Here is a 25,675-nt window from a genome sequence, read left to right on the forward strand (position 1 = left end):
CCTGAGCTTGAACGAAGGCTGCCGCACAAAAAGACCTCGGTCGGGTCATATTCCCGGCGCCGGCGTTTCCTACTCCTCGAACCATCAGCGAGGGGCCTCCATGTGCAAGACCTTAAAAACCGACATCAAGCTTTTTGCCGCTGCCATTGTCGCGGCGGCAACCGTTCTCGGTGCCAATGTCAGCTTGGCCGATATCGTGAGCACGCTGAGCGGCGCGAACTGACACCGATCTGCCGCTGGCGCAGTCGGGGAAATCGCCTCTTTACATTATCCCGGGCCTAAGGATTTATCCTCTTCTTTAAGCTCAAAGGAGACGAGCATGTCCTTCGAAAACTGGGCCGCCTTCGCTGCCGCATCGACGATCCTTCTCATCATTCCGGGACCGACCATCCTTCTCGTCGTGTCCTATGCGCTGGGCCAGGGCTGGCGTACCGCTGTGCCGATGGCCGTCGGCGTGGCGCTGGGGGATTTCACCGCGATGACATTGTCGATGCTGGGCATCGGCGCGCTGCTGGCCGCGTCGGCGACCGTCTTCACCATCCTGAAGTTGATCGGCGCCGGCTATCTGATCTATCTCGGCGTGAAACTGTTTCGGGCCGGCGGCGCGCTGAAGGCCGAACCGCGCACCGACGCGGTCTCCTCGGCCAAGATGACGGCGCACGCCTGGCTGGTCACCGCGCTCAACCCGAAAAGCATCACCTTCTTCGTCGCCTTCCTGCCGCAGTTCCTCGACCGGCACGCCGATTTCTGGACGCAGATGCTGATCTTCGAGACGACCTTCCTGGTGCTCGCCTTCGCCAATGCGTTCGGCTATGCGCTGATCGCGGCACGCGCACGCAACGTGGTGCGCAATCCCAAGGCGATCCGCATCTTCAACCGTACCGGCGGCACGCTGCTGGTCGGCGCCGGCATCGCCACGGTGGCGATGCGTTCCAGCAATTAAGCTGTTTTTTTATCCCGAAATAGTTTTCGGGGTCATGACCGGCCTTACCATTTGACGCTGAAGCCCAGATTGCCTTCGAGGATTCGACGCTCGTCGCCACCGAGATTGGTGGTGTAGTCGCCGGTGGCGAAGATGCTGACCTTGTCCGTAACCTTGGCAATCACGCCGCCGCCGAACTCGAACGAGGTCGATCTGCCCCCGGTCGAGATGTCGGTGGTGTCGAAATTGACATGGCTGGTGCCGCCGAAATCGTGCCAGATGTTGGCCTTGAGGTACGGCTGCAGCGCCATGCCATTGATCGTTGTTTCGCCTTGCAGCCGTGCGCCGAGCCGGCCGGTCACGCTGCCGTCCGTATCGAAGGAAACCGAAGCAAAGCGGTCCGACGCATCGTCGAGCGACAGTTGCTGCCAGACCAGTTGCGCCTGCGGTTCAAGCGTCCAGCCTTGCGCCAGCGCGATGGGATAGCCGCCTTCCAGCGAAGCGGTGACGCCGGTCCCGCCGACATCGATGCCGATGTCGCGCGACGATGTCGCGTTGCCGCCGAAGAAGGTGGCCATGAGCACGCCGTCCAGGTACCAGCCACCCTGACCGATCCGGGTCCAGTAGCCGCCGACGCTGGTGCCGTTGATATCCATGCTGCCTACGGACAGATCGTTCCAGCCCAGCGCCTGGCCGCGCACGTCGCCACTCATGCTGGCATAGGCGACGAACAGGCCGGCGCGATCGGTCTGGCCCGACGCGGTTTCGCGGCCGAACAGATCGAAACCCGCCTGGAGGCCGAACAGGGTGCCGTCGAAGGACGGCGATACCGTTCCTGAATACGCCATTTTGCTGTCCTGGCCGAAGATGCGGCCCCAGACCGGCGACAGCTCGGTGTTCGACAACAGGCTCTGCTCGCCGCGCCGTTCCTGGAAGGTGCCGAGCGTGGTCATCGCCAGGTGTTCGGCGACCGGCGGCAAGGCCGAATAGACCGGAACCTCGATGCGATAGAGCGTGATCTCGGCTGCCTCCACCGCCGTCGCTCCGGGCGTCGGCGGCGTCGGCTGGACCGGTGGCGGGCCAGGCAGTGTCGGCACCGGAAGCGCTGGCCCCTCCGTCGGCACCACCGGCGGTGGCGGCGGTGGATCCGCGGGCGGTGCCGGCGGTGGTGCCGGCGGCGGCTCGGGCTCCGGATCGGCTGCCTGCACCGGCGGTGTCGGGTCGACCGGCGGGTTGTTGATGTCGCCCTCGGTCGGCGGCGGCGTCGGCGGCAGCTCGGAAGGCGGCGGCGGCGGCGGTTCGGCCGCCGGCGGCTCAGGTTCCGGCGGCGGAGTAGGTTCCAGCGCCGGTGGGGCTGCGGCCGGCGGGGCCGGCGTGTTCAGCGTCGAGCGCAGGTACCAGTTCTCCTCGCTGCCGGCGCTGACGCCGCCCTTGAACAGATAATATTCAAAGGCACCGGCGGCGACCGGGGCGTCGAGCGCGAATGTCGTGGCGCCCGAAGTGGCGCCGTTGACCGCCTGGACAACCATGATGCCGTCCGCCGTGGTCGCGGCACCCGCGCCACCGACATTGACCACTCCGATGCCGGTCGAACCAGACGCCGTGCCGCCCGACAGGACCAACTTGTCGGATGCGGAGGAATCGTCGCCGAGCTCGGTCTGGATCAGCAGCAGGCCACCCAGGCCGACATAATTGCCCGAAATCGTCAGGCTGTCGGTGGCACCGGTGCTGCCGTTGGTCAGGTCGATGCGTCCGGCATTGGTGACCTGCGCCAGCTGGCCCGCCGTAAAGGCCTGGATCGCCGCGTTGAAACCGCCGCCATAGAGCGTGCTCGCGGCGTCGACGCTGAGCGAACCCGTGCCGGTGCCGCTGTCGCCGAGCACAAGATTGCCGTCGAGCGTCAGCTCGGTATCGTTGGTGGCGTCGATGCTTTCCCAGCTCTGGAGCCGGGCGATCCCATCCAGCTTGACGTTGTCGAAAGTCAGCGCATCAGTGCCGAGGCCACCAGTGATTGCATCCGTGGCACCGAGATTGGCGTTGGTGAGGTTGCTGAGTTTGGCGGTGTCGTTATCGCCGCCGAGATCGACGGCGCCATAGATGATGCCGCCGCCATTCCAGACGAAGTTGTCAGCGCCGAAGCTCATCAGGATATCGCCACCGACCGTGCCGCCGGTGACCGTCACGCTGTCATTGCCACCGCTGACGCTGATGTTGCCGCCGATGGTGCCGCCCGACAGGATGATCGTGTCCTTGTCGAAACCGGTGACGAGGTTGCGGTCGATGGTGCCGCCGGACATGTTGAAGTAATTCTGGTCGAGCTTCATGTTGACGCGGCCGATGCGGCCACCGGTCATCACGGCGCGGTCGCCATCGTCGAAGAAATCGACGATGCGGCCGTCGGTCATGGTGAAGGTGTCGAGGCCATCGCCCTGGTTGAGCGAGCCGATCTGGCCGCCGCTGATGTTGAAGTCGTCGATGCCGACGCCCTGCTGGACATTGCCGGCGACGGTGCCCGCGCCAATTGTGAAGAAATCCGTGCCGCCACCCTGATCGACGGTGCCGGTGATGGTGCCTGACTGCATATCGATGCGGTCCGTGCCGACGCCAAAGGTGACGTTGCCTGATATCTGCCCGGTGCCGCCGGCGGGAAAATTGAGCGTGTTGGCGCCGTCGAGATCGGTGAGGCTGCCGCCTGAGTCACCGCTATCACAGGTGTATACGGTGTTTCCGGCGGATGGACCCAGCACGCATGCGGCAAACGCGGCGGAGTTGGGCAGCAACGCAAAGGCTGTAGTTGAGAAGATGCTAATAAGCCACGGGTGTAGCGGCTGCGGCGTTCGCCGTAGCGAAGCAACTGCCGTCTGGGCATCCTCCGAACGACTTTTCGGAAGCGAGTTTTTCATATGCCGCATCGCGTCCCTCTCGATTCGCGATTTCAAGCTCCCCGCCCGGCGCCGCAATGAAGACACAATTGGTTCGATTTTACAAAGCCTAATCTGCCCCGCATGGTTGCTAAACTGCAAAGACTACTGAAACGGTCTGGCGCAGCGCGTGGTTGGCGTGTTCGTGGCCCATGCCTTATGATCGCCTTGGGTCGAAGGATCGAGGGCCTGTCACGGGTCGATAAAAGGACATCGCATGGCAACCAGGGACGCATTCGGCCTGGCACTTTCGGGCGCGACGGAGGCGGGATTCACCCCCTACAGCCAGGCAGTGCGTGAACTGCAGTGCTTCATCGGCGATCCCGTAGCCTCCGTTGACCGCGCCATTGCGGAAGATCCCGGCTTCGTCATGGCGCATGTCTTCAAGGGCTATCTCTTCGGCCTCGCCACCGAGCTGGAGGCGACGGCGGTGGCCAAGGCTTGCCATGAGGTGTCACTGCCGCTTGCCGCGACCACGCGCGAGCAGGCGCATGTCGCAGCCCTCGGTCATCTCGCCAACGGGCGTTGGCATGAGGCCAGCCGCATTCTTGAAGATGTCACCATCGAAACCCCGCGCGACGGGCTGGCACTGCAGGTCGGCCACCAGATCGATTTCTTCACCGGCAATACCCGCATGCTGCGCGACCGCATTGCACGCGCCCTGCCGTCCTGGCAAAGCAGCATGCCCGGCTACCACGCCATGCTCGGCATGCAGGCGTTCGGGCTGGAGGAAATGGGCGACTATGTCAGGGCCGAACAGCTTGGGCGCTCGGCAGTTGACATGGAGCCGCGCGATGGCTGGGCGCAGCATGCCGTCGCCCATGTCATGGAAATGCAAAGCCGGCAAAGGGATGGCATTGCCTGGATGCGCGCCAACCCGGAAGCGTGGACAAGGGAGAGCTTCCTGCAGGTGCATAATTGGTGGCACTTGGCGCTTTTCCACTATGATCTCGGCGAAATCGATCAAGTGCTGGGGCTCTATGACGGCCCCATCTACAGCGTGCAATCGACGATGGCGCTCAACATGGTCGATGCCTCGGCGATCCTGTGGCGGCTCCACCTCGGTGGCTTGGATGTCGGCGCCCGCTGGGCAGCGCTCGCCGACAACTGGCGCAAGGCCGGCGCCGGCAATTATGCCTTCAACGATGCCCACGCGATGATGGCCTTTGTCGGTGCAGGGTTAGATGCGCCGGCCCTTGCTTTGCTCGAGGCTCAGCGCGATGCCATGCGTGGCAATGACGACAATGCGGCTTTCACGCGGGATGTCGGCCATCCATTGACGCTCGCCATCAAGGCCTTCGGTGAGGGCAGCTACGCCGAGACCGTGCGCCTGATCCGGCCGATCCGATCGATCTCCCATCGCTTCGGCGGCAGCCACGCCCAGCGGGACGTCATCGACCTGACGCTGATCGAGGCAGCGTTGCGCGCCGGTGACGGCGCGCTGGCCAGGGCGCTCACGGCGGAGCGTTCGATGGCGCGGCCCGACAGTCCGATGTCAGCGCTGTTTGTGCGACGCGCCGCCGATTTGTCGGAGAATTGACCCGAAGCGGATCTTGTTTTAAAAACTGGCCAAGCCAGATTTTTTCGAGACCCGAAAAAATTAACTGGCGTGGGAGGAAGACATGTATCTGGGCCTCGATCTCGGAACGTCGGGCGTCAAGGCGCTGCTGATCGATGCCGGGCAAACCCTCATCGGTTCCGGCCACGGTTCGCTTGACGTTTCACGGCCGCATCCCGGCTGGTCGGAACAGAATCCCGAGCACTGGATCCGGGCGTGCGAAGACGCAATCGCCGAGCTCAAATCCTCCCATCCGGATGAACTCGCGGCAGTCAAGGGCATTGGCCTGTCCGGGCAGATGCATGGCGCCACGCTGCTCGACGCCGCCGACAAGGTGCTGCGTCCCTGCATCCTTTGGAACGACACGCGCAGCCATGCCGAGGCGGTCGTCCTCGATGCCGATCCGCGCTTCCGAGCCCTGACTGGCAACATCGTCTTTCCCGGGTTCACCGCGCCGAAGCTGGCCTGGGTGAAGAACAACGAACCCGCTGTCTTCGCCAAGGTGGCAAAAGTGCTGCTGCCCAAGGATTTCCTGCGGCTCTGGCTTTCGGGCGAGCACATTTCGGAAATGTCGGATTCTGCCGGCACTTCCTGGCTCGATGTCGACAAGCGCCGCTGGAGTGCGGACCTGCTCGCGGCGACATCGCTCGATGAAAAGCAGATGCCGTCCCTGGTCGAGGGTACGCACAAGGCAGGCGCGCTGCGCAGCGAATTGGCCTCGGAATGGGGCGTCCAGGCCGGCATTCCGATCGCCGGCGGCGCCGGCGACAACGCGGCCTCGGCCTGCGGCATGGGCACGGTCGGCGCCGGCCAAGCTTTTGTTTCGCTCGGCACGTCGGGCGTGCTGTTTGCCGCCAATGCTTCCTACCTGCCCAACCCGGCTAGCGCGGTTCACACCTTCTGCCACGCCCTGCCGAACACCTGGCATCAGATGGGGGTCATCCTGTCGGCGACGGATTCGCTCAACTGGCTGTCCGAAATCACTGGGAAGAGCGCCGGCGAATTGACCACCGAACTCGGCGACACATTGAAGGCGCCCAGCGGCGTGTCCTTCCTGCCTTATCTCTCGGGTGAGCGCACACCCTACAATGATGCCGCCGTTCGCGGCGCGTTCGCCGGGCTGGCGCATGAATCGAGCCGTGCCGTGCTGACCCAGGCCGTACTGGAGGGTGTAGCCTTTGCCTTCCGCGACAGCCTCGAAGCCCTGGCCACGGCCGGCACGACCTTGACGCGGGTGACGGCGATCGGCGGCGGCTCGCGCTCGCGTTACTGGCTGAAGGCGATTGCCACCGCGCTTCAACTGCCTGTCGACATTCCCGCCGACGGCGATTTCGGCGCCGCCTTTGGTGCCGCACGGCTCGGCCTGATTGCGGCGACGGGTGCCGATCCGCTTGAAATCTGTACGGCACCGACGACCGATGCCACGATCGAACCGGACGCCGCGCTCGGCGGCGCCTATGCCGATGCCTATCAGCGCTACCGGGCGCTGTACCCGGCAATCAAGGCCGCCACGGCGTGAGCGATCTTTCGCCCACGCCACGGCTGTCCGGCTCACTGCGCCGGCACCTTGTCGAGAAAACCAGTGACGCTCTTCAGGCGGCCGTTCTCGATGATTCCGATGTCGGTGCCTTCGATGACGGAAGGCGTTCCCTCAGGTCCAAGATTCCACGAGAAGCGTATCTTGTCGGCAAAACCGTCCGGCGTGCCCTTCAGCGAGAATCGGAAGCCGGCAAAGCGCTGCTGGACGCCGTCGATGAGTGCTGCGACACCCGCATGGCCATCGCCCTGCATGAGCGGATCACGGTAGCTGACGTCTTCCGTGAAGGTCGCCTTGAGCAATTCGGCCCGGCGGCCGGCATCGCTTTCGTTCCAGGCGGTGATGTAGTTCTGGGCGATCCTGTTGAGGTCGGTCACGGTCTGTCTCCTTTACTGAGTGGCTTTGACACCAGCCTTTTCGACCAGCGGAAGAACGAAACCAATTACGCCTGAGGTAATCGGGCGAACTATTCGAGAGGAAAAAACATGAGCAGCGGATTTTTCGGCGATATCAAGAAGATCAAATATGAAGGGCCGGATTCGACCAATCCCCTGGCCTATAGGTTCTACAATCCCGATGAGGTTGTCGCCGGCAAGCGGTTGGAAGATCATCTGCGCTTCGCCGTCGCCTACTGGCACTCCTTTGCCTGGCCGGGTGGCGATCCGTTCGGCGGCCAGACCTTCGACCGGCCCTGGTTCCCCAAGGCCGGCGGCACCGACACGATGGAGTTGGCAAAACTGAAAGCAGACGTTGCCTTCGAGATGTTCTCGCTGCTCGGTGCGCCTTACTTCTGCTTCCACGACGCCGATGTGCGACCGGAAGGCAAGGATTTTTCCGAGAGTGCGGCGCGCCTCGATGAGATCGCCGATTACTTTGCGGGCAAGATGAAGCAGACCGGCGTCAAGCTGCTTTGGGGCACCGCCAATCTGTTCTCCAACCGCCGCTTCATGTCGGGCGCGGCCACCAATCCCGATCCGGATGTCTTTGCGTACGCGGCAGCGACGGTAAAAAGCTGTATCGACGTCACCAAGCGGCTGAAGGGCGAAAACTACGTGCTGTGGGGCGGGCGCGAAGGCTATGAGACCCTGCTCAACACCGACCTTGCGCGCGAGCAGGAACAGGCCGGCCGGTTCCTCAGCATGGTCGTCGACTACAAGCACAAGATCGGCTTCAAGGGCACGATCCTGATCGAGCCGAAGCCGCAGGAGCCGACCAAGCATCAGTACGATTACGATGTCGCCACCGTCTACGGTTTCCTCAAGCGCTTCGGGCTGGAGAAGGAGGTCAAGGTCAATATCGAGCAGGGCCACGCCATCCTGGCCGGCCATTCCTTTGAGCACGAACTGGCGCTGGCCAATGCGCTCGGCATTTTCGGTTCGATCGACATGAATCGCAACGACTACCAGTCCGGCTGGGACACCGATCAGTTCCCCAACAACGTGCCGGAAATGGCGCTGGCCTACTACCAGGTCCTGCAGGCCGGCGGGTTCAAGACCGGCGGCACCAATTTCGACGCCAAGCTGCGCCGCCAATCGCTCGATCCGCAGGACCTGCTGATCGGCCATATAGGCGGCATGGACTCTTGCGCTCGCGGCCTGAAAGCCGCGGCGCGCATGGTCGAGGACAAGGCGCTGTCGGCGCCGCTGGCCGAACGCTATGCCGGTTGGAACACGGTCGAGGGCAAGGCGATGCTTGCCGGCAAGCGCACGCTTGAGGATATCGCCGAGCGTGTCGTCAAGAAGAAGATCGAGCCGCAGCCCAGGTCCGGACGCCAGGAACTGCTGGAAAATATCGTCAACCGGTACGTGTAAGGCGAGCGCCGCTCCATCTCTGGACCGACATCCGGCACCACTGGCTGAAAGCCGCCGCCATCGCCATCTGCTAGTCAGCCCACTTCGCGCAAGGCTGCCGAGGATCGCACAGATCTTCGGCAGCAGCGTGAGATCAAGATGCCACGCGTGTCGCCGAAAGAGAGCCCGTGCGGCAGCCATTGTTTTTACGCATGTCGTCATCTCAAAACCGCTGTGCACTTTTGGGCGACATGCATTGGCGGGAGACGGAAAATGGCAGAGGATCGAATCATCGTGCGCCCGGCGCTGGCGAGCGATATTCCGGCGCTGAAGCAGGTGCTGCATCAAACATTCGAAGGCACCTGGCTGCCGAACATCACCGAAGCAGCGGCGCAGCGCTATGTCGAGACGGATATTGGCGGGCGCTATGTCGACCAGAGCTGGTCTGAATTCGCCGTTGCCGAGATCGATGGCGAGGTCGCCGGCCTGATCCATTGGCGCGCGGATTTCATCGAGGCCCTGCACGTGATGGCATCCCGTCAAGGCCAAGGTGTCGGCCGCAAGCTGCTTTCCCATGCCGAACAGGCGATCGGCGCCGCCGGATTGGCGCAGGCGCGGCTGGAAACCGACACGTTCAACCTGCCCGCACAAGCACTCTACAAGGCGGTCGGCTATGTCGAGAAAAGTCGCTATCCCGATGACGAATGGGACAGTGGCTTCACCACGGTGCTGTTCGAAAAGCGGCTGTAGATTTCTCCTTGACCTGACCTGCCGGGGCGCAGGAACAGCTTTGCGCATGGCCCGGTCCGCGACATGGTTTTGCCCTTCGACGCCCTTCAATGACCTCGCTCTTGCCTTCAAACTGCCGTCACGAATCTCGTATAAGCATGGCTCGTGGCGGGAGATGAAGAAGGAGGCGAACCGATATGCAGAACGAACGTGAAATCGACGCCCTGCTCTCACCTGGCGAGGCTGGATCGATCATCGACCGGCTGATGGCGATGCCAAGGAAAACGGACGACGCCAAGATTTCGAATGAATGGGATCGCGCCGTTGCCAGCCGCTTCGAGACCCGTCTGGCCACACAGATGCGCTCGCAGATCGACGGCGACCGCCAGAACGCGGCCTGATCGCCCGTTGAAACCTACCCCCTCCGCAGCCTGACCGGCGCTTCGCCGAAAGCCCTTGAAAACGCTCTCGAAAATGCCGCGGCTGACGAAAATCCGGTCCGCCCGGCAATATCGGCCATGGCAACCCTTGTATCGACCACCAGCCGTCGTGCGGCGCCGAGGCGCAGCCTGAGGTAATAGGCGCCCGGCGTCTCACCGATCGATTTGCGAAAGATGCTTTCCAGCGTCCGTGCCGTCACCCCGGCGCGCTTGGCCACCGCTTCGATGGTCAGCGGCTGGTCGACATGCGCTTCCATCAGCCGGATGGCTTGCGCAAGGCGCGGGTCGTAGCCGTCCAGGCGGCCGAGCGAGACCAGCGGCTGTGCATCGGTCGCGGCGCGCGCCTGGTCGTAGATAAAGACGCTGGCGACATCAAGCGCGACGGCCATGCCGAGCCGCGTGCGGATGAGATGCAGCATCAGGTCGAAGGTCGGCGACGCGCCGCCCGACGTGAACACAGGCCCGTCGATGACATAGCGGTCCGGACGCACGTCGATGCCGGGAAAGGCCGAGGAAAAATCCTCCATGTCCTCCCAGTGGGTGGTGGCGCTGCGCCCTTCGAGCAGGCCGGCACGCGCCACTAGCCAGGTGCCCGCCTCGACACCGCCGCAAGCACGCGCCGTGCGTGCGGCTCGGCGCAGTCCGGACAACAGAGCCGAGGTTGCATAGTTCTGGGTGCCGAAGCCGGCGACGACCACAAGAACGTCGGTCGGCTCGGCCGCGTCGAAACGGCCGCTGACCGCCACCGGCAGGCCGCAGGTGGTGACCGGAGCCTCCCCGGTCACCGAGACCAGCCGAAAATCGAACAGGGTCTCGCCGGAGATGCGGTTGGCGGCGCGCAGCGGATCGACGGCCGAGGCCACGCACATGATGGACGAGCCGGAAAACACCAGCAGCGTCACCTTGAGCGGCGAGCGCTCGACGCGAAAGATCGTCGGTTTTTCGCTTTTGATCATGAGAGCTTCGTAAAACGCAAAACAGTTTCCGGCAAGTCAGTCATTGTTGAGATCTGTTTCTATGGGAGGAGAATTCCATGCCGCTTGCGATGAACCGTGAGGTCTTCATTACCTGTGCCGTCACCGGATCCGGCGGCTCGCAGGATCGCAGCCCGCATGTGCCGCGCTCGCCAAAGCAGATCGCGGATTCCGCCATCGATGCGGCCAAGGCGGGTGCGGCCATCGTGCATTGCCACGTGCGCGACCCCGAAACCGGCAAGCCCAGGCGCGACGTGCATCTCTACCGCGAAGTGACCGAGCGGATCCGCGCGGCAGAAGTCGACGTCATCCTGAACCTGACCGCCGGCATGGGCGGCGACATGGTGTTCGGCTCGCCGGAAGCGCCGCTGCCGCTCAACGAAAAAGGCACCGATATGGGCGGCGCCACCAACCGCATGGAACATGTGCGCCAGTGCCTGCCGGAAATCTGCACGCTCGACTGCGGCACCATGAATTTCGCCGAGGCCGACTATGTCATGACCAACACGCCCGGCATGCTGCGCGCCATGGGCGGCATGATGACGGCTCTCGGGGTCAAGCCGGAGATCGAGGCCTTCGACACCGGTCATCTGTGGTTCGCCAAGCAGTTGGTCGAGGAAAAGGTGCTCAATCCCGACGCACTAGTGCAGCTCTGCATGGGCGTGCCATGGGGGGCGCCTGACGACCTCAACACCTTCATGGCGATGGTCAACAATGTGCCGTCGACCTGGAACTGGTCGGCCTTCGCCATCGGCCGCAACCAGATGGCCTATGCCGCGGCCGCGGTGCTGGCCGGCGGCAATGTCCGCGTCGGGCTGGAAGACAATCTGTGGCTCGACAAGGGCGTCTTGGCGACCAATGCGCAACTGGTCGAGCGTGCCGCCAGCATCGTCACCAATCTCGGCGCCAGGATCATTGGTCCGGAGGAAGTGCGCAAGAAGCTGAACCTGACCAAGCGGGCGCCGATCGCGGCATAAATTATTCGCTGGGAGAGTCGATATGACTACCGTCAAATTCACAGCAATGAAGGATGGCGACCGGGACGACTACGAGTTCCTGACCGCGCATGAAATCGACTATGCGGCCAGGACCGGTGAGCGGCTGCTCGATGCGCTGGTGCAGCTCGACGAGGGCCTGTCGGGCTACAAGATCACAAGGCTTGGCCATTCGCTGCAGGCGGCGACGCGCGCCTGGCGTGACGGCGCCGACACCGACTGGATCGCCTGCGCGCTGCTGCACGACATCGGCGACATCTATGCGCCCTACAATCACGACGAATATGCCGCTTCGATCCTGAAACCCTTCGTGCGCGAGCAATGCACCTGGGTGGTGGAAAAGCACGGCGACTTCCAGCGGCTCTATTACGCCCATCACCTCGGCGGCAACCGCCACGCCCGCGACCGCTTCGCCGGCCACGCCTATTTCGACGATTGCGACCAGTTTTGCGAACGCTGGGACCAGTCGAGCTTCGACCCCGACTATGAGACGCTGCCGATCGAATTCTTTCGGCCCTTCGTGCTCGAGGTCTTTGCCCGCAAAGCCTACGACGCGTCCGTGATCCGCGCCGGCGAGCGCGTGCCCCTTATCGATCCCGAAACCGCCAGGACAAGAACCGGAGCTTCCGCATGAGCATCATCAACAAGGCGGCCGCCATCGGTGGCGGTGTCATCGGCGCCGGCTGGGTGGCGCGGCTGCTGCTCAACGGTATCGACGTGTCGATCTTCGACCCCGATCCCGAGGCATCGCGCAAGGTCGGCGAAGTGATGAAGGGCGCGCGCCGCGCCTACAAGCAGATGGTGCCCGGCGGTCTACCGAAAGAGGGCAAGCTGACCTTCGCCAAGACCATCGCCGAGGCGGTTGCCGACGCCGATTTCATCCAGGAAAGCGTGCCGGAACGGCTCGACCTGAAACACCGCGTGCTCGCCGAGATCGACGCCCATGCGCCGGCCAATGCGATTGTCGGCTCCTCGACCTCCGGCATCAAGCCGACCGATATGCAGGTGGCGATGAAGAAGCATCCGGAGCGGCTGGTCGTCGGCCACCCGTTCAACCCGGTCTATCTCCTGCCGCTGGTCGAGATCGTCGGCGGCGAGCAGACCTTCCCCGAGGCGATCGAGGTCGCCAAGGAGATGTATGCCTCGATCGGCATGAAGCCTGTTGTCATCCGCAAGGAGATCGAGGCCTTCGTCGGCGACCGCCTGCTCGAAGCGGCATGGCGCGAGGCGCTGTGGTTGATCAAGGACGGCATCTGCACGGTCGAGGAACTCGACGACATCATGCGCTACGGCTTCGGCTTGCGCTGGGCGCAGATGGGCATGTTCCAGGTCTATCGCGTCGCCGGCGGCGAGGCCGGCATGCGCCACTTCATGGCGCAGTTCGGGCCGTGCCTGAAATGGCCATGGACCAAGCTGATGGACGTGCCGGAGTTCAACGACGAGTTGGTCGACCTGATCGCCACGCAGTCGGACGACCAAGCGCATGGCCTGTCCATTCGCGAACTGGAAAAGATCCGCGACGACAATCTGGTCGCCATCATGGATGCGCTGTCGAAGCAGAACAAAGGCAAGGGCTGGGGCGCCGGCGCCCTGCACAAGGACTACACCAGGCAGTTGGCCAAGCTGGCGGCGAAGAAGCCGACGGCCTCCAAGGCTGCCGAGAAAGCCAAAGCGTTGAAGCCGGTGAAGAAAGCCGAAAAGCCGAAGAAAAAGACCGGTAAGAAGAAGGGCTGAGGGCATGGATTTCGGGCTGTCGGAGGAACAGAAGCTCATCGTCGAGACGACGCGTGCGTTCGTCGAGAACGAGCTTTACCCGCATGAGCGCGAGGTCGAGCGCACCGGCGTGCTGCGCCGCGACCTGATCGAGGAGATCAAGATCAAGGCGATCGAGGCCGGGCTCTATGCCGCCAACATGCCGGCGGATGTCGGCGGCGCCGGCCTCGATACGGTGACCTGGCTGCTCTATGAGAAGGAACTCGGCCGCGCCAACTATGCGCTGCATTGGACCTGCGTGGCGCGCCCCTCCAACATCCTCCTGGCCGGCACGCCGGAGCAGCGCGAGAAATATCTGTTCCCCTGCATCCGCGGCGAGAAGTGGGACTGCCTGGCGATGACCGAGCCGGGCGCCGGCTCCGACCTGCGCGGCATGAAGGCGACCGCCGTGCAGGATGGCGACGACTGGGTGCTGAACGGCACCAAGCATTTTATCTCCCACGCCGACCTCGCCGACTTTGCCATCGTCTTCATGGCTTCCGGCGAAGAGAATTCGCCGCGCGGCAAGCGCAAGAAGATCACCGCCTTTTTTGTCGACAAGGGCACCAAAGGCTTCACCGTCCGCGATGGCTACCGCAATGTCTCGCATCGCGGCTACACCAACGCCATCCTCGAATTCGACGACTGCCGGCTGCCAGGAGCCCAAGTGCTCGGCGAAGTGCATAAGGGGTTCGACGTCGCCAACTCATGGCTCGGCGCCACCCGGCTGCAGGTCGGCGCCACCTGCCTCGGCCGTGCCGAGCGGGCGCTTGGCCATGCCGTCGAATATGCCGCGCAGCGCCAGCAGTTCGGCCAGCAGATCGGCAAGTTCCAGGGCGTATCGTTCAAGCTTGCCGACATGGCGACCGAATTGAAGGCCGCCGACCTGATGGTGTTCGAAGCCGGCTGGAAGTACGATCAGGGCACCGTCACCGACCAGGACATGGCCATGGCCAAGCTGAAGGCCACCGAAATGCTCGCCTTTGTTGCCGACGAGGCGATCCAGATCCATGGCGGCATGGGGCTGATGGACGATCTGCCGCTGGAACGCATCTGGCGCGACGCTCGCGTCGAGCGCATCTGGGAAGGCACGTCCGAGATCCAGCGCCACATTATTTCAAGGGCGCTGCTGCGTCCGTTCGGGGCATGAAGAAAGATATGTTTGCGTTCCTTGGCGCCCCCCTCTGTCCTGCCGGATATCTCCCCCTCAAGGGGGGAGATCGGATGGCATTTTCGATTTCGCCAGATATCACCGTTGTAGGTCTTGAACCGACGACGAAGCTGCCAATCTCCCCCCTTGAGGGGGAGATGCCCGGCAGGGCAGAGGGGGGTGCTCGTGCACAAGCTTGAACGTCTTCTGCGCCCCAAATCGATCGCCGTCTTCGGCGGGGCGCAGGCCGCGGCCGTCGTCGCGCAATCTATCAAGATGGGTTTTGCCGGCGAAATCTGGCCGGTGCATCCAAGCAAGGACGAGGTCGCCGGCCGCAAGGCCTATCGTTCGGTCGCCGATTTGCCTGGCGCGCCGGACGCTGCCTTTGTCGGCGTCAACCGGCATTTGACCATCGAGGTGATCAAGGCGCTGGCGGAACGCGGCGCCGGGGGCGCCGTCTGCTTTGCCGCCGGCTTCCTCGAAACCGAAGCCTATGACGATGATGGCGAGCGGCTGCAGGCCGAGCTGGTCGCGGCAGCCGGCTCGATGCCGATCATCGGGCCGAATTGCTACGGCCTGATCAATTATGCCGACGGCGCGCTTCTGTGGCCCGACCAGCATGGCGGCATAAGACTGGCCGAGGGCGGCAAGGGCGTCGCCATCATCACCCAGTCGTCCAACATCGCCATCAACATGACGATGCAGAGGCGCGGCCTGCCGATCGCCTTCCTGATGACCGCCGGCAACCAGGCGCAGACCGGCCTGTCCGAAATGGCGCTCGGCCTGATCGAGGACGAGCGGGTCACGTCGCTCGGCCTGCACATCGAGGCCTTCGATTCGGTAGCCGGCTTCGAGCGGCTGGCGGCACGGGCGCGCGAGCTGAAAAAACCGATCATCGCCATGAAGGTCGGCCGTTCCGAACAGGCCAGGCAGGCGACCGTCTCGCATACCGCCTCGCTGGCCGGCTCCGACGCCGCCTCGGGTGCGTTCCTGCGGCGGCTCGGCATTGCGCGTGTCGATTCCATCCCTGCCTTCATCGAGGCGCTGAAGCTGCTGCACATCACCGGACCTTTGCCAGGCTATAGGCTGTCGTCGATGAGCTGCTCCGGCGGCGAGGCCTCCGTCATGGCCGACAGTGCCGAAGGGCGCTGGGTCAACTTCCCTATGCTGACCGACAGCCACCGCGCCCATGTCAAATCGACGCTCGGGCCGCTGGTTGCGGTGGCCAATCCCTTGGACTATCACACCTTCATCTGGAACAACGAGCCGGCGATGACCGCCACCTTCACCGCCATGGTGTCGGGCGGTTTCGACCTCAACATGCTGGTGCTCGACTTTCCGCGCCCCGACCGCTGCTCGGTCACCGACTGGTGGGCGACGCTGCGCGCCTTCGAATCGGCGCTGAAGACCAACAAGGCGCATGGCGCGATCGTCTCTTCGCTGCCGGAGAACCTGCCGGAGGAATACACGGCCGAGTTGATGGCGCGCGGCATGGTGCCGTTGTTCGGCATTTCGGAAGCCATGGATGCAGCCGGGGCGGCGGCCTTCATCGGCTGGGCTTGGGCTGAACCGCAGGCGCAGCCGATCGATACGTCCGCATCCGGTGCCCCTGGTGGCGACCACGTCACCCCTGACGAGGCAGAAGCAAAATCGCGGCTGATCAAGGCTGGCCTGCCGGTGCCGAAGGGCGAGCGCGCCGCCAATGCGGTCGAGGCGGTGATTTCGTCGATGGCGCTCGGCTTTCCCGTCGCTCTGAAGGCGCTCGGCGTGACCCACAAATCCGAGGTTGGCGCTGTCAGGCTCAATCTCAGGGATGCCGAATCCGTCAGCACCGCGGCGCATGACCTGTTGCCGCTCGGCACCGGGCTTTATGTCGAGCGCATGGTGCGCGACGGTGTTGCCGAACTCATCGTCGGCTTCACCCGCGACCCGATGTTCGGCGCGGTGATGACGCTCGGCACCGGCGGCGTACTGGTCGAGCTGTTGCGCGACAGCGTCACCCTGATGCTGCCGGCGACCCGCGACGATATCGAGGCGGCGCTGCGCGGCCTCAAACTGTTCCCGCTGCTCGAAGGTTATCGCGGCCGGCCGAAAGCCGATGTCGCCGCTGCCATCGATGCCATCTCTGGCATTGCCGCCTTCGTGCAGCAGAATGCCGGTGAGATCGAGGAACTCGACATCAACCCGCTGATCGTCTGTGCAGAGGGCAAGGGCGCCTGGATCGCCGACGCGCTGCTGGTGCTGGGAGAGAACAAGAATGTCTGACGTCATTTCCACCCGCCGCGAGGGCACGATCCTCGAAGTCACCCTCGACCGGCCCAAGGCCAATGCCATCGACCTGAAGACCTCGCGGCTGATGGGCGAGACCTTCAAGGCATTCCGAGACGATCCCCGCTTGCGCGTCGCCATCGTCAAGACCGCCGGCGACAAGTTCTTCTGCGCCGGCTGGGACCTCAAGGCCGCTGCCGGCGGCGATGCGGTCGATGGCGACTATGGCGTCGGCGGCTTTGCCGGGCTGCAGGAACTGCGCGACCTCAACAAGCCGGTGATCGCTTGCGTCAACGGCATGGCGGTCGGCGGCGGCTTCGAACTGGCACTGTCCTGCGACCTCATCTACGCCTCCGACCATTCCTCCTTCGCGCTGCCCGAAATCCGCGCCGGCACGCTGGCCGACGCCGCGACGATCAAACTGCCGAAGCGCATCCCCTACCATGTCGCCATGGACCTTTTGCTGACCGGCCGCTGGATGGATGTCGCCGAGGCGCATCGCTGGGGCCTGGTCAACGAAGTGCTGCCCAAGGAAAAGCTGGAAGATCGCGTCTGGGAGATCGCCCGGCTGCTCGCAGGCGGCCCGCCGCTGGTTTTTGCCGCGATCAAGGAGACGGCGCGCGTCGCCGAGGCGCTGACCTTCCAGGACGCCATGAACAAGGTGACGCGGCGCCAGTTGGCAACGGTCGATGCGCTATACGGCTCCGATGACGGCATGGAGGGTTTTCGGGCTTTTGCGGAAAAGCGCGAGCCGGTTTGGAAGGGGAAATGACCCTGCGGGTCAGCATGACCGACTACAAAACCCTCATCGACGCCGAGACATGGGCCTTCATCGAGCGGACCAATTCCTACTATCCGCCGGATACGATCGACTACACGATCGCGCAGCAGCGCGAGATCTACGACCGCATGTGCCGCGAATTCTTTGCCGGCTATCCCGACGACGTCGCGGTTGAAACATCCGACATTGCGACGCCCACGCACGATATCCCGATCCGTATCTACCGAAGCCCATTAAAGGCAGCCGTGACGGTGCTCTATGTCCATGGCGGCGGCTTCATCCTTGGTGGGCTGGACAGCCACGACGATGTTTGCGCCGAGCTGTGCGCCCGCACTGGCTATGAGGTGGTGTCGGTCGATTATCGGCTGGCGCCGGAACATCTGCATCCGGCCGCCTTCGACGATGCGATGAGCGCCTTCGAATGGGCCGCCGCCAATCGCGATCATCCTGTCGTGCTCTGCGGCGACAGCGCCGGCGGCAATCTCTGCGCCGCCGTCAGTCACGCCACGCGTGACCATCCGAAAAGGCCGAGTGGCCTGGTGCTGATCTATCCCGGCCTCGGCGGAGACCGCTCGAGAGGCTCCTATGTCAAGCACGCTGAAGCGCCGATGCTGACCGTTCGCGATCTCGAATTCTACAAGCACATCCGCACCGGGGGCGTGGATAGGACCGGGGACATCACGCTGTCGCCGCTCGCCGACACCGACTTCTCCAACCTGCCGCCGACAGTGCTGATCACTGCCGAGTGCGACCCCCTGTCATCGGATGGCGAGACCTATCGCGACCTGATCGTGGCGGCGGGCGGACGCGCGACCTGGTTCGAGGAAACGGGGCTGGTGCATGGTTATCTCCGAGGCCGGCACACGGTCGCCCGCGCCCGCGCCAGCTTCACGCGGATCGTCGATACGGTGACCGCGCTTGGACAGGGCGACTGGCGCTGGTGATCGCGGCTGGACTCTGAGGACCGACGGGCCTAGGCTCACCCTACTGAAGCGGCCGCTGCCCGGCCGGCGCTGCGGCCGGAAAAGATGCAGCCGCCGAGGAACGTGCCTTCGAGCGCCGCATAACCATGCACGCCGCCGCCACCGAAGCCGGCCGCCTCACCGACGGCGTAAAGGCCCGGGACCGGCTGGCCATCGGCACCCAGCACGCGGCTGTCGAGATCGGTCTGCAGGCCGCCCAGTGTCTTGCGGGTCAGGATGTTGAGACGCACCGCGATCAGCGGGCCATTTGCCGGGTCGAGCATCTTGTGCGGCTTGGCCGTGCGGATCAGGCGGTCGCCGAGATAGGCGCGCGCTCCACGCAGGGCGGTGATCTGCATGTCCTTGGAGAACGGGTTGTCGAGCTGCCGGTCGCGGGCGCGGATCTCGCGCTCGACCTGGGCTAACTCAAGCAGCGGTTCGCCGCCGGCCAGCGCGTTCATGCGGGCGACCAGCGTCGGCAAGTCGGCCTCGACGATGAAATCCTCGCCCTTCTCCATGAACGCCTTGACCGGACCCGGAATGCCCGATGTGGCGCGGCCGAGCACCTGGCGCCAGCTCTTGCCGGTCAAATCGGGGTTCTGCTCGGAGCCCGACAGCGCGAACTCCTTCTGGATGATTTTTTTGGTCAGGATGAACCAGGAATAGTCGAAGCCGGTGCTCATGATGTGGGAGAGCGTGCCCAGCGTGTCGAAACCGGGATAGAGCGGCACCGGCAGGCGCTTGCCGCGTGCGTCCAACCACAGCGATGACGGGCCGGGCAGGATGCGTATCGCATGGTCGGTCCAGATCGGCGCCCAGTTCTTGATGCCCTCGACATAGTGCCACATGCGGTCGCGGTTGATGATCGAACCGCCGGCCTGTTCCGTGATCGCCAGCATGCGGCCGTCGACGTGATCGGGCACGCCGGTGATCATGCGCTTCGGTGCGGCGCCCAACCGTTTGGGCCAATTCTCCCGCACCAGTTGATGGTTGGCGCCGATGCCGCCGGAGGCGACGATCACCGCTTGCGCGTGAAGCTCGAAATCGCCTGATATGTCGCGCGAACTCTTCTGGCCGCGCCCGACAGTGCTTGGCTGCAGAATGTCTCCCCTCACACCGGTCACAACAGCACCCGTGCGCGTCAGTTCATTGACCCGATGCCGGAACTTGAAGCTTATCAATCCGCGTTTTTGCGCCTCGCGCACGCGCAGGACAAAAGGCTCGAGGACGCCGGGGCCGGTGCCCCAGGTGATGTGGAAGCGCGGCACCGAATTGCCGTGGCCAATGGCGTTGCTGCCGCCGCGCTCGGCCCAGCCGACGACGGGAAAGAATTTCAGGCCGCGCTGTATCAGCCATGAGCGTTTTTCGCCGGCGGCAAAGTCGACATAGGCTTCCGCCCATTTGCGCGGCCAGAAATCCTCGGGCCGATCGAAAGCCGCAGTGCCCAGCCAGTCTTCCAGCGCCAGATCATGCGAATCGCGGATGCGCATGCGCCGCTGCTCGGGCGAATCGACGAGGAAAAGGCCGCCGAACGACCAGAACGCCTGGCCGCCGAGCGACTGCTCCGGCTCCTGGTCGATGACGACGGTTTTCTTGCCCGCCTCGGCAAGCTCGGCGGCGGCAACAAGCCCTGCAAGGCCAGCGCCGACAATGATCACGTCCGCATCGTCAGCCATCTTTCCTCCCAGAATTAGCCGGCTACTTCAATGCAAGGGTCAGACGGTCTCCCAGCCGTCCGTGCCGCCGGCGCGGAAGATGGCGTCGATGACTTTCTGGTTGAGCACGGATTCCTCCAGCGTGAAGACGCGCTCCTTGCCGCCCTGTGCCGCCCGCGCGAAGGTCTCGACCTCCAGCCGGTACTGCTGCGTGCCGGGAAAGCGGAACACCTGCGCCTCGGTGTGGTTCTGGTTGTGCAGTTCGACGCGATGGTGGTCGTAAAGCCCGGCGTTGAACGGCGAGAACAGTTCGATGAAACCCTTCTCACCGTGAAACACCATCACTTGGCGTGCCGCCATCTGCGTCGACAGATAGAACGAGAGCTCGAAGTCACCGAAATCGGCGCGGATCGAGGAATAAATGTCGGTGCCGAATGTCTTGTCGCGCTCGATCGTCGCCTGCACGCGCAGCGGCTCCTTGCCGGTCGAAAAGCGCGTCGACACGGTCGGGTAGACGCCGATGTCGGGCAGCGCACCGCCGCCGAGATCGAGCTGGTTGCGCATGTTGCTGGGGTCGACGTTGTAGTAGGAGAACGCGCCCTGCACATGGCGCAGCCGGCCGATGGCGCCGCTGGCGATGAGGTCGCGTACCTTGACCCATTGCGGGTGGTAGATGACCATGAAGGCTTCGCAGACCAGCACCTTTTTCTGGTCGCGCAGCTTGATCAGCGGAAGGATGTCCTTGGCGTCGAGCGCCAGCGGCTTTTCGACCAGCACATGCTTGCCGGCTTCGATGGCCTTGGCCGCCCACTCGACATGCTGCGAGGTCGGCAGCGGGATGTAGACGCCGTCTACTTCTTTCGAGGCGAGCAGTTCCTCATAGGAGCCGAAGGCATGCCGCGCGCCGAAGCGGTCGGCGAGCGCCTTGGCCTTCGACAGGTCGCGGCTGGCGATCGCCGACAGCACGCCATTCTCCGCCTCGACCATGGCCGGCAACAAATGCTCGCGGCCGATCTTGGCCGTCGACAACACACCCCATCGGAACATCAAGCTTCTCCTCTCGATTACAGGCGACGAGGTTTGCCCGAAATCGCCGGAAAAGCCAATGACAAGGTCAGCCCCTTTTGCCGGTCAGCGTCATGTCGAAGTCGACGATGTTGGAATAGATCGGCGTGCCGACATCCATGCCGTAGCGCGACCTCAGCACCTTGCCGGTGACATGGAATTTGATCGTGCCGGCCTTGAGACCGCCAAGCTCGGCCGAGAACTTTTCCGGAAATGTCTTGCCGCGCGCCGTCAGCCGGCCGCTGACGAGGGCAGTGGTGTCGCTGGTTCGGGTCACGCTGGTAGAGCGGAACTGGATTTCCGGGCTGTTGGCGGCATCGAACACCGCGTCGGAGCGCAGGAAGGCATCGATGCGACCCTGGCCGGTGCCGACGCTTTCGGGAAAGATGGTGAAATTGACCTGCGAGCGCCCAACATCGCTGTTGTCGATGCGGATCGAGCCCTTGAAGCGGGCGAAGGCGCCGCTGAGGCCGCCGCCGCCGACCTTGCCGATGGAAAAGCGGATGCTGGAGCTGGCCGGGCTGATCGAATAGCTGCCAGCGGCGTCACCAAGCGCGATGGCCGCTGAAACCGGCATGGCAAGGCAAGCGGCGACCGCCGCAAATCCGAGGATGCGCGTGTACATGGGGGTGTTCCTTGTTGGAGACAGCGCATTTTCTGCGCCCTCTCCCCATGAACGAATGAACCGCCCGCTCTATTCCTGATCTGACGAAGGCGTGATCATGCGCGTGAGCACGCCATCCCTGAGCTGGAAATGATGACGCAGTGCCGCAGCTATATGGAGCGCGACCAGCGCCATGCCGGCATAGGCGAGATACCAGTGCGTTGCCGCCCAGAAGCTTTCGGCACCATCCGATTCGGCCATCGGCAGGTTCGGCATGACGAACAGGTTGAACGGCAGGCTGGGGATCTCCAGCATCGAGACCGACACCAGCGCCCAGCCGGACAAGGGCAAGGCAAGCTGAAACGCGTAGAGCGCAAGATGGGCCAACGGTGCTGCCCGACGCTCCAGAGTCCCGACCGAACGCGGCAGCGCCGGCGTTGCATTGCAAAGGCGCCAGGCGATGCGCAGCATGATCAGGCCGAGCAGCATAAAACCGAAAGATTTGTGCAGCTGGATCAGTTCGAAGGCGGTGCGCTGGCTGGTCAGCCGCACCATGACGAAACCGAGCCCGAACTGGCCGATGAAGATCAGCGCAATCAGCCAGTGGAGAATGATCGCGCCCCAGCCATAGCGGGTCGTGCTGTTGGTGATCGATGCTTGCATCGTTGGTGAACGACCACGATGCCGGTTTTCTTCCACAAGAGGGAAGGTGAGCGCACCTATCCACCCACCTTGAAGAAATCTACAAAGGCCCTGAGCGCCGGGCGCATCTGGCGGCGGCTGGGGTAGTAGACGAAGAAGCCGTCGAAGGACGGACACCAGTCCTCCAGCACGCGGATCAGCCTGCCGTCGGCGAGCGGCGCGCGGACATAGTCCTCAAAGACGAAGGCGAGCCCGGCGCCGTCGACTGCCGCCTGGGCGATCAGATGGTCCTCGTCGAGGATCAGCGGCCCCTCCACTGCCATCTCGATCGCCTCGCGGCCTTTCTCGAACTCCCAGCGGTAGAGGATGCCGCTGGAGAAGCGGAAGCGGATGCAGCGGTGATCGGTCAGGTCGCGCGGGTGGCGCGGCTTGGGGCTCGCCTCGAAATAGACCGGAGCGCCGACCACAGCGCCGCGAAGGTCCGGCCCGATGCGCACCGCGATCATGTCGCGCTGCAGGCTCTCGCCCAGCCTGACGCCAGCATCGAAGCCGCCTTCCACCACGTCAGTGAAGCGGTCCTCGATGACGATCTCCAGCACGATGTCGGGATAGGCCGCAGCAAAGGCGCCGAGCCGTGGCGTCAGCGCCAAATGGGCTGCGGTGCGCGGCACGGTCAGGCGCAGATTGCCGGCCGGCCGATCGCGCGTCTCGATTGCCGTCTCCAGCGCCAGATCGATCTCGGACAGCGCCGGCCGCAGCCGCTCCAGCAACTGCGCGCCTTCTTCGGTCGGCGCGACGCTGCGTGTGCTGCGCGCCAGCAGGCGCACGCCAAGCCGCGCTTCGAGGCTGGACACCGCGTGGCTGACCGCCGAAGGCGCGATGGCCAATTCCCGGGCGGCGCCGCGAAAGCTGCCGCATTGGGCAACGGTTGCCAGCACGGCCAATTGGGAAAGATGCGCGCGATTCATTGATCTATCTTTTAGAACGACCCGTACAAATGAGATCCGATTATCGAACACAAAACAAGGCGCTATTTCTCCCGCATCGCAACAAGGAGACGCGTTATGCAAACCCGCAAGCTAGGAACTGAATTGAACGTCTATCCCGTCGGCCTCGGCTGCATGGGCATGAGCTTCGCCTATGGCGGCCAGGCGGAAGCCGATGCGATCGCCACGCTGCACCGCGCCGTCGATATCGGCGTCAACTTCTTCGACACGGCGGAAGTCTATGGCCCCTTCGAGAACGAGATCCTGCTCGGCAAGGCGCTGAAATCCGTTCGTGACAAGGTGACGATCGCGACAAAATTCGGCTTCAAGATTTTGGAGGAAGGTACAGGCCTCGACCGCATGGCGGGCGTCGACAGCCGCCCCGAGCATGTCAAGGCGGTGGCCGAGGCCTCGCTGAAGCGGCTGGGCACCGATGTGATCGACCTCTACTACCAGCACCGCGTCGACCCCAACGTGCCGATCGAGGACACGGTCGGCGCCATGGCCGAGCTGGTGCGCGAGGGCAAGGTGCGCGCGCTTGGCCTGTCGGAAGCGAGTGCCGCGACCATCCGCCGGGCCCAGGCCGTGCATCCAATTGCAGCCGTGCAGAGCGAATATTCGCTGTGGAGCCGCGACCCGGAGGACGAGGTGTTCGCCGTCTGCCGCGAACTCGGCATTGGCTTCGTTCCCTACAGCCCGCTCGGCCGTGGCCTGCTGACCGGCACGATCGCCAAGCCCGAGGCGCTGAGCGACGACGACTGGCGCCGGACCTTGCCGCGTTTCCAGACCGACGCCATGGCCGCCAATGCCGCCATTATCGCCACTCTGGAAAAGATGGCAGCCGAGAAAGGCGTGACCTCGGCGCAGCTGGCGCTGGCCTGGGTGCTGCACCAGGGCGATTTCATCGTGCCGATCCCCGGCGCGCGCAAAATCCGCCATCTGGAGCAGAACACGGCGGCGGCCGCGATCGAGTTGAGCGCGGCCGAGGTGCAGGCGATTGGTGACGCGCTCTTGCCGAACAAGGTTGTTGGCAAGCGGTACACCGAGGAGTTGCTGGCGCTGGTGAACGGGTGAAAACTGGTGAGTAATCGAAAGGGCGCTTCGGCGTCCCTTTTTCGTACGCCGCGATTTAGATCTGGGAGACGTTGGCGTGAAGCGCCCCCCTCTGTCCTGCCGGACATCTCCCCCGCAAGGGGGGAGATCGGATGTCATCCCTTGCTTTCGCCAATTACCAACGTTGCAAGAAGAGTGCCGCCGATGAAGCTGCCAATCTCCCTCCTTGCGGGGGAGATGGCCGGCAGGCCAGAGGGGGGTGCCTCGCGCCAACATTTTGGCAACTCCTACCAAGGCACCACGCTGATCTCCGGCCAATTTTCCCTCGCCCGCGCGCCCTTGGTCTCATGGGTTTGCCGGTTATCCATCACCCGGTTCGGCGTGATGCAAAACGAGAAGACATCGTCGAGGCCGAACGGCGCAACCAGATCAAGCTGCCCATCCGTATCGTATCGCACACCGACCGCGTGGGTCTTCGACGCGAAATGGCTGATGGGTTCGCTGGAGTTCGTGTAGCGCGGGCACGACTGTCCGAATTTCCGCGGATACCACAGATGCACACGCGCCTGGTTGCGTACCTCGACCGGCAGCGGCAGTCCTTCGAAATGCACCGCCGCCCGGCGGATCACCGCGTCCTCCGCCTCGTAGGACAGGTCGGCGTCATCGAAATAGAACAGGTCGACATCCCTAATGCCGTAACCTGACGGCTTTCCCGTCAGATGGTTCCAGACAGTATTGTAAAGCGCGCCTGAAACCACCAGCCAGTCCGGAAGGTCGAGCGTGTGGGCACGCGCCAGCGCTTCGCGGACGAGCGCATCCGCCAACACGATGTCGAGAAACACCACACGCTGTGCTTCGAACGGCAGCCCAGAATAGCGAAGATGGTCCATC

At 63.9% G+C, this 25,675-nt stretch carries 24 protein-coding genes; 15 read left to right on the forward strand and 9 right to left on the reverse strand.

Annotated elements, in window-relative coordinates; all coding sequences use genetic code 11:
- Window positions 1-100: 100 nt before the first annotated feature.
- Both LB558_RS32915 and LB558_RS15025 read left to right on the forward strand, forming a co-directional pair.
- Window positions 101-223 (forward strand): hypothetical protein, encoded by a 123-nt coding sequence (locus LB558_RS32915; protein WP_013528283.1) that lies wholly within the window; start codon window positions 101-103, stop codon window positions 221-223.
- A gap of 96 nt (window positions 224-319) precedes the next feature.
- Window positions 320-943, forward strand: coding sequence for a LysE family translocator (locus tag LB558_RS15025; protein ID WP_224698255.1), 624 nt, complete (start codon window positions 320-322; stop codon window positions 941-943).
- Window positions 944-987: 44 nt separating this feature from the next.
- Here the strand turns inward: LB558_RS15025 and LB558_RS15030 are convergent, their stop codons facing one another.
- Window positions 988-3,834, reverse strand: a complete 2,847-nt coding sequence (locus tag LB558_RS15030; RefSeq protein WP_224698256.1) for an autotransporter outer membrane beta-barrel domain-containing protein — start codon at window positions 3,832-3,834, stop codon at window positions 988-990.
- A 226-nt stretch (window positions 3,835-4,060) separates the two neighbouring features.
- Between LB558_RS15030 and LB558_RS15035 the strand changes: the two genes are divergently transcribed.
- A complete protein-coding gene (locus tag LB558_RS15035) occupies window positions 4,061-5,383 on the forward strand; it encodes a tetratricopeptide repeat protein (protein WP_224698257.1) in 1,323 nt (440 codons plus the stop codon).
- Window positions 5,384-5,465: 82 nt separating this feature from the next.
- Complete coding sequence (gene xylB / locus LB558_RS15040) at window positions 5,466-6,920, forward strand: xylulokinase (protein WP_224698258.1); 1,455 nt, start codon at window positions 5,466-5,468, stop codon at window positions 6,918-6,920.
- A gap of 32 nt (window positions 6,921-6,952) precedes the next feature.
- On the opposite strand, the gene LB558_RS15045 is transcribed toward xylB, so the two are convergent.
- Window positions 6,953-7,315 (reverse strand): nuclear transport factor 2 family protein, encoded by a 363-nt coding sequence (locus tag LB558_RS15045; protein ID WP_224698259.1) that lies wholly within the window; start codon window positions 7,313-7,315, stop codon window positions 6,953-6,955.
- A 108-nt stretch (window positions 7,316-7,423) separates the two neighbouring features.
- On the opposite strand from LB558_RS15045, the gene xylA reads away from it, so the two are divergent.
- The 3 genes from xylA (at window position 7,424) to LB558_RS15060 (ending at window position 9,858) form a co-directional block, all read left to right on the forward strand.
- Entirely contained in the window at window positions 7,424-8,749 is a 1,326-nt protein-coding gene (xylA, locus tag LB558_RS15050) for a xylose isomerase (RefSeq protein WP_224698260.1), read from the forward strand.
- Between the two features lie 252 nt (window positions 8,750-9,001).
- The gene (locus tag LB558_RS15055) at window positions 9,002-9,478 is read left to right on the forward strand and encodes a GNAT family N-acetyltransferase (RefSeq protein ID WP_224698261.1); all 477 of its coding nucleotides are present in this window, start codon (window positions 9,002-9,004) and stop codon (window positions 9,476-9,478) included.
- A 176-nt stretch (window positions 9,479-9,654) separates the two neighbouring features.
- The gene (locus LB558_RS15060; protein ID WP_224698262.1) at window positions 9,655-9,858 is read left to right on the forward strand and encodes a hypothetical protein; all 204 of its coding nucleotides are present in this window, start codon (window positions 9,655-9,657) and stop codon (window positions 9,856-9,858) included.
- Window positions 9,859-9,872: 14 nt separating this feature from the next.
- Here the strand turns inward: LB558_RS15060 and LB558_RS15065 are convergent, their stop codons facing one another.
- Complete coding sequence (locus LB558_RS15065; protein ID WP_224698263.1) at window positions 9,873-10,853, reverse strand: GlxA family transcriptional regulator; 981 nt, start codon at window positions 10,851-10,853, stop codon at window positions 9,873-9,875.
- A 77-nt stretch (window positions 10,854-10,930) separates the two neighbouring features.
- Between LB558_RS15065 and LB558_RS15070 the strand changes: the two genes are divergently transcribed.
- The 7 genes from LB558_RS15070 (at window position 10,931) to LB558_RS15100 (ending at window position 18,761) form a co-directional block, all read left to right on the forward strand.
- The gene (locus LB558_RS15070) at window positions 10,931-11,848 is read left to right on the forward strand and encodes a 3-keto-5-aminohexanoate cleavage protein (RefSeq protein ID WP_127415848.1); all 918 of its coding nucleotides are present in this window, start codon (window positions 10,931-10,933) and stop codon (window positions 11,846-11,848) included.
- Between the two features lie 22 nt (window positions 11,849-11,870).
- On the forward strand, window positions 11,871-12,500 hold the full coding sequence (locus tag LB558_RS15075) for an HD domain-containing protein (protein ID WP_224698264.1): 630 nt from the start codon (window positions 11,871-11,873) through the stop codon (window positions 12,498-12,500).
- Window positions 12,497-13,600: a carnitine 3-dehydrogenase gene (locus tag LB558_RS15080; RefSeq protein ID WP_224698265.1), complete on the forward strand. Its 1,104-nt coding sequence runs from the start codon at window positions 12,497-12,499 to the stop codon at window positions 13,598-13,600. The genes LB558_RS15075 and LB558_RS15080 overlap by 4 nt, the downstream gene beginning before the upstream one ends.
- Window positions 13,601-13,604: 4 nt before the next feature.
- Window positions 13,605-14,768: an acyl-CoA dehydrogenase family protein gene (locus LB558_RS15085; protein WP_224698266.1), complete on the forward strand. Its 1,164-nt coding sequence runs from the start codon at window positions 13,605-13,607 to the stop codon at window positions 14,766-14,768.
- A gap of 186 nt (window positions 14,769-14,954) precedes the next feature.
- Window positions 14,955-17,033 carry an acetate--CoA ligase family protein gene (locus LB558_RS15090; RefSeq protein WP_224698267.1) on the forward strand — a complete coding sequence of 693 codons (2,079 nt, stop codon included), beginning with the start codon at window positions 14,955-14,957 and terminating at the stop codon, window positions 17,031-17,033.
- On the forward strand, window positions 17,026-17,808 hold the full coding sequence (locus tag LB558_RS15095; RefSeq protein ID WP_224698268.1) for a carnitinyl-CoA dehydratase: 783 nt from the start codon (window positions 17,026-17,028) through the stop codon (window positions 17,806-17,808). The genes LB558_RS15090 and LB558_RS15095 overlap by 8 nt, the downstream gene beginning before the upstream one ends.
- 14 nt (window positions 17,809-17,822) lie before the next feature.
- Window positions 17,823-18,761: an alpha/beta hydrolase gene (locus tag LB558_RS15100; protein ID WP_224698387.1), complete on the forward strand. Its 939-nt coding sequence runs from the start codon at window positions 17,823-17,825 to the stop codon at window positions 18,759-18,761.
- Between the two features lie 35 nt (window positions 18,762-18,796).
- Here LB558_RS15100 and LB558_RS15105 read toward each other — a convergent pair whose 3' ends face one another.
- The 5 genes from LB558_RS15105 to LB558_RS15125 form a co-directional block, all read right to left on the reverse strand.
- Entirely contained in the window at window positions 18,797-20,455 is a 1,659-nt protein-coding gene (locus LB558_RS15105; RefSeq protein ID WP_224698269.1) for an FAD-binding dehydrogenase, read from the reverse strand.
- A gap of 39 nt (window positions 20,456-20,494) precedes the next feature.
- Window positions 20,495-21,481, reverse strand: a complete 987-nt coding sequence (locus LB558_RS15110; protein WP_224698270.1) for a Gfo/Idh/MocA family protein — start codon at window positions 21,479-21,481, stop codon at window positions 20,495-20,497.
- A gap of 67 nt (window positions 21,482-21,548) precedes the next feature.
- On the reverse strand, window positions 21,549-22,124 hold the full coding sequence (locus LB558_RS15115) for a YceI family protein (RefSeq protein WP_224698271.1): 576 nt from the start codon (window positions 22,122-22,124) through the stop codon (window positions 21,549-21,551).
- Between the two features lie 69 nt (window positions 22,125-22,193).
- Complete coding sequence (locus LB558_RS15120) at window positions 22,194-22,766, reverse strand: cytochrome b (RefSeq protein WP_224698272.1); 573 nt, start codon at window positions 22,764-22,766, stop codon at window positions 22,194-22,196.
- Between the two features lie 56 nt (window positions 22,767-22,822).
- Window positions 22,823-23,713 carry a LysR family transcriptional regulator gene (locus tag LB558_RS15125; protein WP_224698273.1) on the reverse strand — a complete coding sequence of 297 codons (891 nt, stop codon included), beginning with the start codon at window positions 23,711-23,713 and terminating at the stop codon, window positions 22,823-22,825.
- A 96-nt stretch (window positions 23,714-23,809) separates the two neighbouring features.
- On the opposite strand from LB558_RS15125, the gene LB558_RS15130 reads away from it, so the two are divergent.
- Window positions 23,810-24,805 (forward strand): aldo/keto reductase, encoded by a 996-nt coding sequence (locus LB558_RS15130; protein ID WP_224698274.1) that lies wholly within the window; start codon window positions 23,810-23,812, stop codon window positions 24,803-24,805.
- Window positions 24,806-25,071: 266 nt separating this feature from the next.
- Here the strand turns inward: LB558_RS15130 and LB558_RS15135 are convergent, their stop codons facing one another.
- Window positions 25,072-25,674, reverse strand: a complete 603-nt coding sequence (locus LB558_RS15135; protein ID WP_224698275.1) for a nucleotidyltransferase family protein — start codon at window positions 25,672-25,674, stop codon at window positions 25,072-25,074.
- Between the last annotated feature and the right edge of the window lies 1 nt (window position 25,675).

It is taken from the genome of Mesorhizobium sp. CO1-1-8, assembly GCF_020164875.1.
In the GTDB taxonomy this organism is placed as follows: domain Bacteria; phylum Pseudomonadota; class Alphaproteobacteria; order Rhizobiales; family Rhizobiaceae; genus Mesorhizobium.